Source organism: Thermomonospora echinospora, assembly GCF_900108175.1.
Classification (GTDB): domain Bacteria; phylum Actinomycetota; class Actinomycetes; order Streptosporangiales; family Streptosporangiaceae; genus Thermomonospora; species Thermomonospora echinospora.
On sequence record NZ_FNVO01000011.1, the window covers coordinates 86,550 to 101,053 of the forward strand.

Below are 14,504 nucleotides of genomic sequence, written 5' to 3' on the forward strand. Positions count from 1 at the left end.
CTGCTGTCCAGCCTGTTCGATGGGGTCAATCACGCACCGTTCGAATTCAGCGACGTTCGAACCGAGCAGTGAGGGCTCGGTCTTGTTCCTCAGCGCCGAGAGTCCTGCGGCCTGGGCCGTGCCGGGCCACAATGACTCATGGCCGCCCCCCTCACCCCCTTGGCCCTGCGTAACGCCATCACCGAGGCGTTGTGGGCGAATGTGAAGTCCTATGAGCTGGCCGAGGTGTGCGAGCACCTGGGACTGGAGCCCCAGCGCCCGAACGAGGACCCTCATTCCAGCAAGCGGTCCTACGTCAATGCCCGGCTGCTGGGCATGGATCTGGCGCACCTGGCCGAGATCGCCCGCAAGGTCGATGAGCAGTTCGGCGATGAGGATCTGGCCAAGGTGCTGGCCCGGCTGGGGGCCAAGGGTGTGGCCGGGGAGCTGAAGAACCTGATCTTCGCCGCCGACGGCCCCAAGCCGAAGATCGTGCTGCGCGACGCGGTCAACAACGTGATCGAGATCGTGGAGAACGCCCAGTACTGCCTGGTCTACGACCGGCCGCTGACCGAGCGGGGACTGACCTGGCAGGAGCTGGTCGACTGGTGGATCGCCACCCGGCAGCCGTCGTCCGGTGATGAACGCCGGCACGCCCGAGATCTATATGAGCGGCTGTGGCGCTCGATGGCCGGCAACGGCCCAGAGCAGGTGCTGTTCCGCACCTACTGCGAGCGGTACGCCCGCCCGGGCGGGTTTGAGCTGCCCGCCCTGATACCGCAGGTCTACCTGCACTACGACCCCTACACCCGGCGCCACTACCCCGATCGCCAAGGCCCGCTGCAGCGCCAGCGGATGGACTTCCTGCTGCTGATGCCGCACCGCGCCCGCGTGGTCATCGAGATCGACGGCCGGCTGCACTACGCCGACGAGGACGGCCGCGCCGACCCGCAGCGCTACGCCGCGATGATGGCCGAGGATCGAGCCCTGAAGCTCAGCGGCTATGAGGTCTACCGGTTCGGCGCCGCCGAGTTCACCCGCCCCCAGGACGCTCAGGCTCTCCTTGCCGCCTTCTTCGACGACCTGCTCACCCGCCACAGCTGCGTGCCCGCCGCCGACACCACCTCCCACTTCGGACAAGTGCACACCAGCCCCTGAGTCACAGTTGCCGCGGATCGCCCCCGGAGCCGCCCTGCAGATTTCAGCGCTGCAAGCTCGCGGCCCGCCGCGTTCACCGCGGGCTCGATGACGCCGAGCGGGTCGAGCAGGTGTCGCCCAGATGCCGATGGATCAGCGACGTTCTGGCGGGCAGCAGGTGCGCAGGTAGTTCTGCAGCTCGCTCAGGGACCGTTCGACCGCGGTGGCATCGATGCGGTAGTGGACCTGTTTGCCGTCCTTGCGGGAGGTCAGCAGCCCGACGCGGCGCAGCAGCGCGAGCTGCTGGGATGCGGTGGGCTGGGCGATGCCCAGGCGTTCGGCCACGGTGCCCACGGTCAGCTCGATACCGCCGGCGAACAACTCCAGCATCTGCTGCCGCTGCTCGCTGGCCAGCGCCTTGAGGAACTCCCGGGCCCCGGGACCGAGCTGCACGGCGGCCGGCCCGCATTCGGCCGCGCCGTCGTCCGGGCCGCACGCCGCGTCCACCGGCCCGCCTGCCGGTTCGGTCGTCGATTCGGTCATCGCCGTAGTTCCTCCCGCCGTGATCGCGTGCGACCCACCCTACCCACCCATTGTTACATTGACATATTACAAAGTGACAATATGATGTGGTGTCATGCCCACGACTACCGCACCGCTGGTCATCATCGGTGGCGGCCAGGCCGGCCTGGCCACCGCTCACACCGCCCGCGTCCTCGGCCTGAACCCGCTGGTCCTGGAGGCGGCCGACCGGGCGGCCGGATCCTGGCCGCACTACTACGACAGCCTCACCCTCTTCTCCCCGGCCCGCCGCAGTTCACTGCCCGGACGGCCGTTTCCCGGCGACCCCGACGGCTACCCGACCCGGGATGAGGTCGTCGCCTACCTGGCCGACTACGCGGCCCGCCTGGATGCCGACATCCGCACCGGTCACCGCGTGACGAAGGTGACCGCAGCCGGCGCGGACGGGTTCGAGGTTGTCACCGCCGGTGGCCAGGCCTTCATCGCGCCCCTGGTGATCGCCGCGACGGGGGCGTTCAGTCGCCCGTACCGCCCGGCGCTGCCGGGCCTGGACTCCTTCACCGGAACGGTGCTGCATTCGTCGCAGTACCGGCGGCCCGAGCCGCTGGCCGGCACGCGGATCGTGATCGTGGGCGGCGGGAACTCCGCGGTGCAGATCGCCATCGAGCTGGCCGGCCATGCGCGCGTGAGCCTGGCCACGCGGCATCCGTTGCGATTCATGGCGCAGAAGGTGCTGGGCAAGGACATGCACCTGTGGCTGGCCTGGAGTGGGCTGGACGCCGCCGGATGGGCGCGGCCGCTGCTGACCGGCGGCCAGGGCACCCCGGTGTTCGACACCGGCACCTACCGGGCCCGGATCGCCACCGGCAACCCCGACCGCCGCCCGATGTTCACCCGCCTGGACGGCGACCACATCACCTGGAGCGACGGAACACGCGAGCACGTCGACGTGGCGCTGCTGGCCACCGGCTACCGGCCCGGCCTGGGCTACCTCACCGGCCTGGACGGTGCGCTGGACGCCGACGGGCAGCCGCGCCATCGGGGCGGCGTCTCCCTCGCCCATCCCGGGCTGGGGTTCGTCGGTCTGGAGTGGCAGCGCTCGTTCGCCTCCGCCACCCTGCGCGGCGTCGGCGCCGACGCCCGCCACGTCCTGACCCGCCTGCGCAGGCAGCAGGTCGGCAGTGCTCCGGCGGGCGTCCGCCGATGAGCCGGGGTCAGGCGCTGGTGAGCGCCGGCAGGGCGAACAGGCCCGACAGGCGGGTGAGCGCCTCGGGGATCACCTGGTAGTACACCCAGGTCCCACGTCGCTCACCGGTGATCAGCCCGGCTTGGCGCAGCACCTTCAGATGGTGGGAGATCGTCGGCCCGGTCAGCTCGAACGGCCCGGTCAGATCGCACACGCACGCCTCCCCTCCCTCTTGAGAGGCGATCAGGTTCAGCAACCTGAGCCGGACCGGGTCGGCCAGCGCCTTGAACACCCTGGCCAGCTCGGCCGCCTCCTGTTCCGACAGGGCTGGGTCGCTCAACGGGGCGCAGCAGGCGAGGGAGGCGTCCACCACAGGCAGTTTAGACATGCATCTAATTTGACATCCATCTAGTCAGTGATGCAAGCTGACGCTACTTAGATAGATTTCTAAACAGGAGGTCGCTGTGAAGGCGCTGCTCACCCGGCTGGCCGCACACCATGCCCGCGTCCAGGCGTCGTCGGTGGTGTTCCACGAGCGCGGCGGCGAGGTCTGCACCCGCGCCTGCCGATCGGCCGCCCACCGTGACCGCGTCACCACCGCCGCCCTGCGCGCCCGGCTCTGACCCCGCCCCTACCGCCCGTCTGGATCGAGGACAACGGAGGACACCATGAGCGAGAGCACCAGCCCGACCACCGAGCCAGCCATCGAGCCCGGCACGGACGCCGCCCAGGCGGCGGAGGCGTGCTGCGGGGTGAGCGCCTGCTGCACCCCCGGCGAGCAGTCCGTCGACCCGGCGACCACCGCGCGGCAGGCCAAGACCGACGCCGGCTGCGGCTGCGTCACCGGCTCCGAGGGCGGGGACGAGCTGCCGGTGGTGGTGATCGGGGCCGGGCCGATCGGTCTCGCGGCTGCGGCGCACCTGGCCGAGCGCGGTCTGGACTTCCTCGTTCTGGAGGCCGGTGAGCAGGTCGGGGCGGCGATCAGTGAGTGGGGGCACGTGCGGCTGTTCTCCCCGTGGCGGTACGACATCGACGCCGCCGCCCGCCGCCTGCTGGAGGCCACCGGCTGGACCGCCCCGCCCGCCGACGCGCTGCCGACCGGCGCCGAGTTGGTCCGTGACTACCTGATCCCGCTGTCGCAGGTCCCGGCGCTGGCCGGCCGCATACGCACCGGCACCCGCGTCATCGCGGTGACCCGCCATGGCGTCGACGTCACCCGCACCGTCGACCGCGAGGAGCGTCCGCTGCTGGTGCGCGCCGTCGAGGCGGACGGCACCGTCCGCGACCTGCGGGCCCGTGCCGTCATCGACGCCTCGGGCACCTGGGGCCGCCGCAACCCGCTCGGCCACTCCGGCCTGCCCGCCCCCGGCGAAGAACAGGCCGCCGACCACATCACCGGTCCGCTGCCCGACGTCCTCGGCCGCGACCGCCACCGGTTCTCCGGCCACCACACCCTGGTGGTCGGCATGGGCCACTCGGCCGCCAATACTCTGCTCTCCCTCGTCGAACTCGCCGAAACGGAGCCGGGCACCCGTATCACCTGGGCCGTTCGCGGCGCCTCGGTCGCCCGCCTGTACGGGGGCGGTGACGCCGACGGGCTGCCCGCCCGGGGCGCGCTCGGCACCCGCCTCAAGCGGGCCGTCGCCTCCGGGGCGATCGAGCTGGTCCGCAGTTTCACCATCACCCGCTTCACCGTCCCCGACGGCGGACCGGTCACCGGTTCGGTCGAGGTCATCGGCGCCACGCCCGATGGTGAGCGCGTCCTGGCGGCCGATGTCGTGGTCGCCGCCACCGGTTTTCGGCCCGACCTGGACATGCTGCGCGAGGTCCGCGTCGACCTCGACCCGGCCACCGAGGCCCCGGTCAAGCTGGCCCCGCTGATCGACCCCAACTTCCACTCCTGCGGCACCGTCCCCCCGCACGGTGAACGGGAGCTGGCCCACCCGGAGCAGGGTTTCTACCTGGCCGGGATGAAGAGCTACGGCCGTGCTCCGACCTTCCTGATGGCCACCGGGTACGAGCAGGTCCGCTCCATCGCCGCCGCCCTGGCCGGCGACAGGGAGGCCGCCGACACCGTCCAGCTCGACCTGCCCGCCACCGGCGTGTGCTCCACCGACCTGCCTACCGAGGATGAAGCCGGTGAGCCGGCAGCGGTCCAGCAGGACCAGGCGTCCTCGTGCTGCGGCGGCTCGGCGCCGGAACCGGTCACCATCGGCATCGGCGCCCCCGCCGGTGTCGGGTTCGCCACCGGCCATCTGCACGGCTACTCCGGCGACGCCGAACGCGGCGGCGCCTGACCCGACCCGCGACACCCGAGCCGAGCACATGGCTTCTTCCTCCGCCGCACCGGTCCCGGCGACCACGACCGCCGGGACCGGCAGGCCCCCGCACGGCGTGCTGACCGCCCTGTGCATCACCGAGATCACCAGCTGGGGCGTGCTCTACTACGCCTTCCCGGTCCTGGCCCCGGCCATCACCGTCGACACCGGCTGGTCCACCCCCGCCATCACCGCCGCCTTCTCCGCCGCCCTGGTGATCGCGGCCCTGGTCGGCATCCCCGTCGGCCGCCTGCTGGACCGGCACGGCCCCCATGCGCTGATGACCACCGGATCCGTCCTGGCGACCACCGCCGTCGTCGGCCTGGCGCTCGCGCCGTCACTGGCCTGGTTCGCCGTGGCCTGGATGCTGGCCGGGGTCGCCCAGGCGGCGGTGCTGTACCAGCCCGCCTTCGCCGCCCTCACCCGCTACTACGGCCCCCGCCACCTGGCCGCCCTGACCACCCTCACCCTGGTCGCCGGGCTGGCCAGCACCGTCTTCGCGCCCCTCACCGACGCGCTGGCCGCCCACCTGTCCTGGCGCGGCGTCTACCTCACCCTCGCCGCCATCCTGGCCGCCGTCACCATCCCCCTGCACGCCCTGGCCCTGCGCCGCCCCTGGCCCCCACCCCACAACCACCCGCACCACGACACGACAGCCGCACATCACCGCACGACCCAGGTACGACGCATTACCCGCAGCCGCCCGTTTTGGATGCTGGCCGCCGCCCTCACCTTGTCGGCGTTCGCCATGTACGCCGTCCTGACCAACCTCATCACCCTGCTCACCACCCGCGGCGCCACCCCCACCACCGCCGCCTGGGCACTCGGCCTCGGCGGCCTCGGGCAGGTCGCCGGACGCCTGGGTTACGGGGCGCTGACCCGCCGCACCACCGTCCGTTCCCGCACCGTAGGGATCCTGGCCCTGTCGGCCGCCACCACCGCCGCCCTGGCCGTCCTCCCCGGACCGGTCGTCCTGCTGGTCACGGTCGCGGTCTTGGCCGGCACCACCCGCGGCATCGCCACCCTCCTGCAGGCCACCGCCGTCACCGACCGCTGGGGCACCGCCTCCTACGCCACCCTGTCGGGCATCCTGGCCGCCCCCACCACCATCGCCGGAGCCATCGCCCCCTGGGCCGGAGCCGCCCTCGCCACTACCCTCGGCGGCTACCCCGCTCTCTTCGCCCTCCTTGCCGTCATCGCGGCGATCGCCGCCGTACTGGCCATCGGTAGCTGTCCACGCTTTCGATGACAGATCCGAGGCCGTGCGGCAGTACCGCGCTGTCAGGGACGCCTCCTGCGAGAGGGTGAACGAGTGCTCGTTCCTACGTCGCCACAGCGCCGCCACGTCACAAGGAATATTTTGATGGAGTAGAGTGAGGGATGTCGGGTGGTGTTCACTGTGGTTTGGAGGTGAGGTGTGGGCAGCCTTCCGGGCACGACGGCGCAGGCGAGCATGCTGGTGCTGGCTCGTGAGTCGCGGGGGATGACCCAGACCTCTCTGGCCGCGGCGATGTCGGCCCTGGCCGGTGAACGGGTGAGCCAGGGGTACGTCAGCAAGGCCGAGGCCGGGCGACTTGCCGTCGAAGGTGACCGGCTCGCCCTCTACGCCAAAGCGCTGGAGTATCCGGCTGGGGTGTTGTGTGCGGATCCGGAGCTGTCAGGGATCGGCATCGGGTTGGTCCACCACCGCAAGAAGGCCGCCCTGGGCGCGCAGGCGCTGCGCCGCATCCATGCGCAGCTCGCTCTGGCGCGGCTGCAGGTCAGGGCTCTGATCGGTTCCGAGGCGCAGCGGCGGCACCGGTTCGAGCGGATCGCGGTGAGTGATCTGGACACCCCGGCTGAGGCGGCGCAGTCACTGCGCAAGCTGTGGAATCTGCCGACCGGGCCGATCCCCGATCTGGTGGGGGCGATCGAGCGGGCCGGTGGCCTGGTCCTGGTCCGTGACCTGGAGACCCGTGACCTGGACGCGGTGAGCCAGTGGGACGGACGGGAGGCTCCGTTGTTCCTGCTGAGCGCGCATGCGCCGGCCGACCGCTTCCGGTTCAGCCTCGCCCATGAACTCGGCCATATCGTGATGCACCCCGAACCCGGCACCACCGCTGTGCAGGAGCGTCAGGCCGACGAGTTCGCCAGCGAACTGCTGATGCCCGCGAGCGACATCGCCGCCGAGCTGAACCCGCCTCTGGACCTCACCCGGCTGCTGGACCTCAAACGGCGCTGGGGAGTGTCCATGGCGGCCCTGGCCCGCAAGGCGCTGACGCTCGCGGTGATCAGCGAGTGGCAGTACCGCAACCTGATGATCGAGATGTCCACTCTCGGCTACCGCACCCAGGAGCCGGGAGAGATCTGGCGCGAGGTTCCGCGCGTGGTGCCCGCCGCGGCGCAGCGGCTCGTCCACGAGCACGGTCTCGATCGCGCCGCCGACCTGGTGGGCGTGCTCCCGGAGGAGTTCGTCCGGCTGTTTTCCCCTGAGCCCGGCTCGGCCGGGCTCCCCGCTACCGGTTGAGTCTCACGGGGTGAGCACATGAACGACCGCACCACCGCACAGCCCCGCTCTGCGTCGGGCTCTTTGCTTTCTTCCTCCGACGCTCAGGGCACGGCTGCCCGGGCGGTCGCCCAGCGCATCCTGGTGCTGGAGCGGGCCAGGCTGCTGCGGGAGTCCCCCGACTACCTCGACCCCGATCATGGCGGGCTGGTGCTGTGCGGGCGTGACTGCTCGGCCCGGCTCCGTGAGCTGGCGGGGACCTTCACCGGCGTGCTGGCCGAGGACTGCGCGGCCTACGAGAGAGAGGTCGCCACACCCGATGCCCCGTTCTCCCTCCCCGAGGGAGTCCTGTTCGGCGGTGACCTCGACAGTGCCCTGCAGGAACAGCTCGACCGGGGCGCGACCTTCGCGATCGCACCCACTCGCTACGTGAGGGCGGGAGACTCGGCCTCGTTGAAGGCCGTCATGAAGACGGTGAACGAGCTCGAGCGCGACGACGTCGTCGTCCCGCTGCCGGTATCGATCAGCTGGCTGCGGACGGAGGGGAGAACTCAGCTCACCGCCGTGATCCGCGCCATCCGCCATCCGGTCGCCTTGATCCTCGGCGGGCAGTACGACCCGCTGCAGCAGTTCGCCAAGGCTCCGGAGAACCTGCGCGGGCTGCTGGCCGACGTGCCCGGCACCGGGCTGTGGCGCACCGACCTGGCAGGGTTCGACGCCCTGGCCCACGGCGGCGGATTCGCAGCAATCGGCGCCGGCGGCTCGGTACGGCACCTGGTGCCCGCCGGCGAGCGAGCCGAAAGCTCAGGAGGCGGCCCGAACTACCCGTCCGTCCTGGTCCCCGAACTGCTGCGGTTCAGCACCGCCAAGTTCCTGGCCGACGCCTACGCCAACACCACGCCCCCGCGCTGCCACTGCGCCCGGTGCGACGGCAGGTACCTGGACGCCTTCTTCGACCGGACCGATGCGGCGAAGGCGGCAGCCCACGCCCACAACAGCGCCACCTGGAACAGCTGGCTGCCCGACTTCTTGGAGCAGCCGACGCTCACCGACCGGCAGCGCTGGTGGCAGGGCCGCTGCAAGCTCGCCGTCGATGCCCACGCCCTGGAGAACAACCGGATCGGGCAGCCAGGCAAGTTCAAGCCGTCCCGCCCGCTGGAGAAGTGGGCCACCCTGCCCATCAGCGCAGACACCACCACCGGTGCCTGATCAGCGACCTTCCGCCAAGGCGACCTGCTGATACGTCTCTTCGAGGAAGAGCCATCCCGCCGCGGTGAACCGCCGACGCTCGAACGGCTGCGGTGGAACGACGATCTCCGGCTCGGCTTCGTCGGCGACGATCACCCCGATGCCGTAGAAGTCGGCCTCCATCCGCAGCACATCGAGATCACGCGGGCGCCTGCGCAGCACCATCGCCCGCGAGCAGAACGGCGCGAACCTCCCGGCGAGTTCCAGGCCCTGCCGCCATGACCGAGCCGGCACCATCGCCAACCCAACCTCGACCGGCGGAACCGCCAGCCTGATCACAGACCCGGCTTCGACGCGCACCACGCCCCGCGGAGCCGACCGCAGCGCAGCCCGTTCGCCCCGCCCCAACCTGGTCATCGGCACCGGAACGCCGATGGGCAGACCCAGCAGGAGCCGCAGGGCTCCAGGTGAGGTGACGGCCCCCAAGCCGACCAGCCGTCTACGCTCGACCTCAGATCGATCAAGACCATAGGTCAGCACGGCATGGGTGCCCTGAAGCCGTACCCGCGACGACGCGGCGAACCCGGTGACCGCCGAGAGCGCAGAGGCGGCCGCATCCACGGCCGCCGGGGAGACCTCTGCCACACCTCTCATGCCCGCACCCTCTCGCACCCCGCCTCAGGCCTTGTGCCTGCCCCCTGCCTTCCCAGCCACACAGAGGTTCCCTGCAGCTGTTCTATCGCGCCCTACAGCAGCTGTCGCGCCTGACCCAACCCCTACCGACGGAACCGTTCCCACCACCACCGACCGGACGAACGACTGGGTCGGCAGACCTCCGCCCGACCCAGCAGGCCGGAAGATGATCTTCCTTAGCGCGGAATCACCGCTCGGGACGCCTGGCCGTCGGAGCAGGTCACAGTGGTTTCGTCGGTTCCCCACTGACCACGACGCCGAACAGGTCCAGGACATGGTCGACCGTGTCCACCGGGCATTGGACGGCGATGTCCGAGCCGCCTACCGGGACCGCAGCGGCGAGACCCGCTCCCTCTGAGCGCCATGGTCATCGAACCGGCATGGTCATCGAACCGGAGGGGGTTCCGCGGCCGGGATGCGCGGCATGAAGAGGATGCCGAGGACGAACGCGGCCAGGCATGCCCGGCGCCCGGATCTGGATGACCGCTTGACGCGGCTCGCCCGAGACCCTTCCGGTGTGCGTGAGGAGCATGAACCGGCGGCTCGGCAGCCTGCCCAGGCCGAACCGGTAAAGGCGGATCGGCGGCCGCCACAGCAGACGGTCCGGTCGGCGGCCGTGCCGTTTGACGACCTCTCTGCCTCCCGGTCTCCGGCACCTCCTGGGCACCGTCACCTGCGGGGTTCCTCTGCCTCTCAGATCACGGCCGCGTGATCGGCCGAAGCGGTGGTCCGCGGTACGGATCGGGCTTTCCGGGAACGGCGAACGGGGGAGGTGAGGGGACATGGGGACGTTTCGGTTCCGCGCGCTCGTCACCATCGATCCGGCCGCCGCGCGAACATGGGATCGGTCCAGTGCGATCCGCCACCTCGTCATACGCGTCCATCGGGACGAGCCGGAGCGGATCTGCTTCTTCGACGCGGTGCTGTCCACCGACGACCAGGAGCCGCTAGTGCCGGGCGACACCGACCACGTCGTCACCATGACGCTCACCGATGAGACGGCCCTGGACGTCCTCGCCCCCGGCGAGCACTTCGAACTGTGGGGCCATGGCGAGGCGGGGCACGGCGTGATCTCACGCCGGGTCTTCCTGTAGGTCTCGGTGGGGTCGCCGGGCTCCCGCCTCTTCGCGACCTGGGTCTGGTCGGCTCTTGGAGTCTCGTTGCGAGGGGCCGGTTGGCGAGGGGCCGGGCCTTGAGTCCACGCCGGCGTCGGGATCGGTTGAGGTGAAGGGGCCCTTGGTGCGGGAAGGCGGCGATGACGGTGGCGTCGACGCCGAGTGAGCCGTCCCAGTGTTCGGCGAGGGTGTGCCGGACGCAGGCGTAGAGGCTTCGAGGATCTGGTTGCTGGCGCGGATCAGCAGGGCTTGGCGGGCTTGGAGGGTTTCCTGGTCGGCGGTGGCCATGAGCCGGTCGGCCTCATGGCAGGGGGTCCGCTTGTTCCCGGGATCGGGGACGGGGCCATGACGGCCAGTACGTCATGGAATAACCGCAGGATGACGGCGTAGGCGGCTTCGAACCCGCGGGCGTCGTCGGTGCGGTCCTTGAGGGCGAACCACCGCTTCCAGGGGTCGGGGGTGCCCCAGTGCAGGATGTCGGTGACCAGGTTGAGCGGTACCGCGCCCTGCTAGGTTTCGTGTCAGTGGTAACACGCACACCCACTGCCGCAGCCGGGATCCGAGGTCACTGCCGGCGGCCACCGGCCGTACCGCTGCCCAGGACTGAACATGTCCGCACTGTGTTGACGGGATCTGGATGCGCAGGTGCGGCGGCAGGTGACGACCGGGTTGCCGTGGGCTGGTGGCCGGTCCCTCGCCGTAGCGCGGCGTCGAGGCTGCCATGCACCGCCTGCGCGGCCATCGTCGGACAGGACGAGACCTCGGTCATCGAAGCCGGGACCGCCGTATAGGCCGCCGGTGATGGGTGGAGAATGCGAAGCGGCGCCCACCGGGCCGTGAGGGAACGTGTTCTGAGCATGATCCCGGCCTGGTGGGCGCCGCGGTTCGTGGGCCCGGCCGGGTCAGGCGTTCTTGGCGGCGGTGAGGCGGGCGGCGACGTCGTTCCAGTTGACCAGGTCCCACAGCTTGGCGACGTAGTCCGGGCGGACGTTGCGGTACTGCAGGTAGTAGGCGTGCTCCCAGGCGTCGAACACCAGCAGCGGGGTGGCGCCGATGCCGACGTTGCCGTGGTGGTCGTACACCTGCTGGACGATCAGCCGCTGTCCGCGCGGTTCCCAGCCGAGCACGCCCCAGCCCGATCCCTGCACGGTGGCGGTGGCGGTGGTCAGCTGCGCCTTGAACGCCTCGAAGGAACCGAAGTGCTCGTCGATCGCTGTGGCCAGCTCACCGTCGGGGCGGTCGCCGCCGTCCGGGGACAGGTTGTCCCAGAAGATCGAGTGCAGCACGTGCCCGGACAGGTTGAACGCCAGCGTCTTCTCCAGTCCCACTAGGCCGCCGTACTGCTCCTTGTCGCGCGCCTCAGCCAGCTTCTCCAGCGTGTCGTTGGCGCCCTTGACGTAGGCGGCGTGGTGCTTGGCGTGGTGCAGCTCCAGGATCTCCCCGGTGATCGCCGGCTCCAGCGCGGCGTAGTCGTAGGGCAGGTCCGGCAGTGAGTACGTCGTCATGAGGTCACTATTGCAAACTCCTCGCAACTGCATCAACAATGCAGGAATGTCGCCCCCCGGGCCCGCTCCCCCCCCGACCCCGTGCGGCGGTGCGGCTGGGCGCTGGCCCGGCTGCGCGCGGCGGGTCACCGCCGCACCCGTTCACGCGTCCTGCTGTTGAACGTTCTCGCTGGTGCCGACGGGCATCTGACGGTCGAGGCCATCCATCGGCGGGCGGCCGTATCGGGGCGTCTTGATCTGTCGACCGTGTACCGGACGCTGGCCGTCTTCGAGCGGCTCCAGCTCGTGCACACCCTGGAGATCGGCGGGCGCATCACCTACGGGTTGGCCGACCACCCGCACGCGCATGCGCTGGCTGCTCGCCGCCCCCCAGTTCGCGTCGTCGTGCTCACCGGCACGGTCCTGACGTTCCTCACCATGGCTTGGGAGTCCACCCTCGTCCTGCTGGCCACCGGCCCGATGGGCGTCTCCGACGCTGGCTACGGCCTCATGCTCGCCATCGGCGCCATCGGCGGCGTGCTCGGAGCGGCGGTGACACCTCTGCTCACCCGGCGGTTCCCCCAGCGTGCCCTGCAGATCGGCGCGCTGGCCGCCACCGCCGCGATCGACCTGACGCTCGCGCTGTTCCCCACCCCGGCGACGGCCGCGCTCGCCTGGGGCGGCACCGGATTCGCCTTCACCGTCTGGAACGTGCTGTCGGTCTCCCTGCGCCAACGGCTGGTGCCCCCCGACCTGCTGGGGCGCGTCAACGGCGCCAACCGCGCCTTCTCCATGACGGCCGTCCCGGCGGGCGCCCTGGCCGGGGCCTCCTCGCCGACGCCTTCGGCCTGCACGCCCCGCCCTGGATCAGCGGCATCGCCCTCACCGCCCTGACCATCACCTACGCCCTGGCCACACGTCCACGCTCGGCCGCACCTGGACGAGAGGCTTCCGACACCCTCGGGAGGCAGGATGAGCCTGTCGGCTGAACACCTCGACGCCGCCGCCACGCTCGCACTCAGCGACCAGGTGGAGCCGCTGTACCGGAGCTGTTTCTCCGAGCCGCCCTGGAACGAGACCGAGGAGGAACTGGCCGCCTGCGGCCTGCGCCTGTCACGGGCCGTGTGCAGACCCGGTTTCCGGGCACTGGCCGTCCGCGACACCGACGGCACGCTCCTGGCGCTCTGCTACGGCTGGCCCACTCCACCGAACCTGACGGGCTGCGACGTCTACGCACGCCTCACGGCGGCCATCGGATCGACCGCCGCGCACGACCTGACGCGCGGCGCATTCGAGATCGCCGAACTCATGGTCGCGCCCCGGGCACGCGGTCGCGGGATCGGCGGCCGGCTCCTGACGACCATCACCGCCCCATGGCCGAGGGCCTGGCTGTCCACGCTCCTCGACTCGCCCGCCGCGCGCCTCTACCAGCGCCACGGCTGGCGGCGAGCCTGCCCGCTGCCCCATCCCGGCTCGGACAAGACCTGGGCGGTGTTTACCTGGACCGCCTCACCGAACGCCCCATGACGAAGAGCCGCAAGCCGGCCGGGTCCGGTCTGCGACACCCTGGGTCCTGCCGGGCATCGCGCCGATGGTGATCGGGATGTCCCGGGCGGCCCTGCTGCGGGCCGCCCGGGACATCCGGTCGGTCGTGATCGCTTCGATGGCCGACGACTGCGTGGTGCCGATCCCGTGCGGCTGGCTGCCGGGCGTTCGTCTCGGCTGCGGCCTGCCCAACCTCTACTTCGCCTGGGTCTCCTTCGCGTCTTCTGCGTGGCTCTGCTCACTGTGCGTCGCCGGCTCGTCTTGTTCGGCATCGCTTGAGCACGCGGCTACGGGCGTACCGGGGTCACGCGCGGGGGCGGGTTGGTGGTGGGGGTCTTGTTCTTGGAGAAGGACCAGCCCTCCCAGCTTCCCTGTGGGGGAACGTAGCTGCCGGCGCCCAGAGAGCTGTAGGTCCAGCTCCCGCCGTTGGGGGCGTGCCAGTACGACCAGTAGGCGCTGGCGGGCGGGGTGTCGATGCACGGCTCGGTGGCGGCGGTGGGCTTGCCGTTGATGCGGCACACGAACGCCTTGCCCCACCGTTGGGTTCCGGTGACGGTGAAACCGGCGTTCTCCAGCGCGGCCAGGCCGCTGGGCTGGGCGCCGGGAGCGCACCGCACCTCGGTTGCGCCGCCCAGTTCCTGGTAGTCGACGACGACCGTCACGCCCGAGGCGGTCGGGCACGGGCCCGCCGTACCGGTGCGGGCCGGCGCCGGTGTCCGCGTGACATCTGCCTGCGCCGGCAGCAGGCCGCTGGAGGCCGTGACGGCGGCGGTGGCGGTGATGATGACGAGCCTTCGCATCCGCGATCCTTTCGATGGCGGCCTCGGGAAGGCGTCTGGCCCCGCAGAACAC

At 70.9% G+C, this 14,504-nt stretch carries 15 protein-coding genes; 10 read left to right on the plus strand and 5 right to left on the minus strand.

Translation table 11 applies throughout. The annotated features are described in order from the left end of the window. Positions 1–138: 138 nt before the first annotated feature. Positions 139–1,137 (plus strand): hypothetical protein, encoded by a 999-nt coding sequence (locus tag C4U03_RS40545; protein ID WP_103940128.1) that lies wholly within the window; start codon positions 139–141, stop codon positions 1,135–1,137. Positions 1,138–1,269: 132 nt separating this feature from the next. Here the strand turns inward: C4U03_RS40545 and C4U03_RS23600 are convergent, their stop codons facing one another. After that, positions 1,270–1,659 carry an ArsR/SmtB family transcription factor gene (locus C4U03_RS23600; RefSeq protein WP_103940130.1) on the minus strand — a complete coding sequence of 130 codons (390 nt, stop codon included), beginning with the start codon at positions 1,657–1,659 and terminating at the stop codon, positions 1,270–1,272. A gap of 94 nt (positions 1,660–1,753) precedes the next feature. Between C4U03_RS23600 and C4U03_RS23605 the strand changes: the two genes are divergently transcribed. Then, positions 1,754–2,845 (plus strand): flavin-containing monooxygenase, encoded by a 1,092-nt coding sequence (locus tag C4U03_RS23605; RefSeq protein WP_103940132.1) that lies wholly within the window; start codon positions 1,754–1,756, stop codon positions 2,843–2,845. 7 nt (positions 2,846–2,852) lie between these two features. On the opposite strand, the gene C4U03_RS23610 is transcribed toward C4U03_RS23605, so the two are convergent. Further along, a complete protein-coding gene (locus C4U03_RS23610) occupies positions 2,853–3,212 on the minus strand; it encodes an ArsR/SmtB family transcription factor (RefSeq protein ID WP_103940134.1) in 360 nt (119 codons plus the stop codon). 76 nt (positions 3,213–3,288) lie between these two features. On the opposite strand from C4U03_RS23610, the gene C4U03_RS40550 reads away from it, so the two are divergent. The 5 genes from C4U03_RS40550 to C4U03_RS23630 all read left to right on the plus strand — a co-directional run bounded on the left by C4U03_RS40550 (position 3,289) and on the right by C4U03_RS23630 (position 8,836). Continuing rightward, positions 3,289–3,447, plus strand: a complete 159-nt coding sequence (locus C4U03_RS40550; protein WP_160147071.1) for a hypothetical protein — start codon at positions 3,289–3,291, stop codon at positions 3,445–3,447. A 45-nt stretch (positions 3,448–3,492) separates the two neighbouring features. After that, positions 3,493–5,121: an FAD-dependent oxidoreductase gene (locus C4U03_RS23615; protein ID WP_103940136.1), complete on the plus strand. Its 1,629-nt coding sequence runs from the start codon at positions 3,493–3,495 to the stop codon at positions 5,119–5,121. 28 nt (positions 5,122–5,149) lie between these two features. Beyond that, entirely contained in the window at positions 5,150–6,391 is a 1,242-nt protein-coding gene (locus C4U03_RS23620; protein ID WP_103940138.1) for an MFS transporter, read from the plus strand. A 168-nt stretch (positions 6,392–6,559) separates the two neighbouring features. Beyond that, complete coding sequence (locus tag C4U03_RS23625) at positions 6,560–7,648, plus strand: ImmA/IrrE family metallo-endopeptidase (protein WP_200827417.1); 1,089 nt, start codon at positions 6,560–6,562, stop codon at positions 7,646–7,648. A gap of 18 nt (positions 7,649–7,666) precedes the next feature. After that, positions 7,667–8,836, plus strand: a complete 1,170-nt coding sequence (locus C4U03_RS23630) for a hypothetical protein (RefSeq protein ID WP_146087492.1) — start codon at positions 7,667–7,669, stop codon at positions 8,834–8,836. Here C4U03_RS23630 and C4U03_RS23635 read toward each other — a convergent pair whose 3' ends face one another. Further along, positions 8,837–9,436 carry a hypothetical protein gene (locus tag C4U03_RS23635; RefSeq protein ID WP_146087493.1) on the minus strand — a complete coding sequence of 200 codons (600 nt, stop codon included), beginning with the start codon at positions 9,434–9,436 and terminating at the stop codon, positions 8,837–8,839. Positions 9,437–10,290: 854 nt separating this feature from the next. Between C4U03_RS23635 and C4U03_RS23645 the strand changes: the two genes are divergently transcribed. Continuing rightward, on the plus strand, positions 10,291–10,602 hold the full coding sequence (locus C4U03_RS23645) for a hypothetical protein (protein WP_103940146.1): 312 nt from the start codon (positions 10,291–10,293) through the stop codon (positions 10,600–10,602). Positions 10,603–11,525: 923 nt separating this feature from the next. Here the strand turns inward: C4U03_RS23645 and C4U03_RS23650 are convergent. Then, positions 11,526–12,128 (minus strand): superoxide dismutase, encoded by a 603-nt coding sequence (locus C4U03_RS23650; RefSeq protein ID WP_103940148.1) that lies wholly within the window; start codon positions 12,126–12,128, stop codon positions 11,526–11,528. 81 nt (positions 12,129–12,209) lie between these two features. Between C4U03_RS23650 and C4U03_RS23655 the strand changes: the two genes are divergently transcribed. After that, complete coding sequence (locus C4U03_RS23655) at positions 12,210–13,001, plus strand: transcriptional repressor (RefSeq protein ID WP_146087494.1); 792 nt, start codon at positions 12,210–12,212, stop codon at positions 12,999–13,001. A gap of 78 nt (positions 13,002–13,079) precedes the next feature. Then, entirely contained in the window at positions 13,080–13,634 is a 555-nt protein-coding gene (locus tag C4U03_RS23660) for a GNAT family N-acetyltransferase (RefSeq protein WP_103940152.1), read from the plus strand. A gap of 305 nt (positions 13,635–13,939) precedes the next feature. Here C4U03_RS23660 and C4U03_RS23665 read toward each other — a convergent pair whose 3' ends face one another. Continuing rightward, the gene (locus C4U03_RS23665; RefSeq protein ID WP_103940154.1) at positions 13,940–14,452 is read right to left on the minus strand and encodes a flagellar hook-length control protein FliK; all 513 of its coding nucleotides are present in this window, start codon (positions 14,450–14,452) and stop codon (positions 13,940–13,942) included. Between the last annotated feature and the right edge of the window lie 52 nt (positions 14,453–14,504).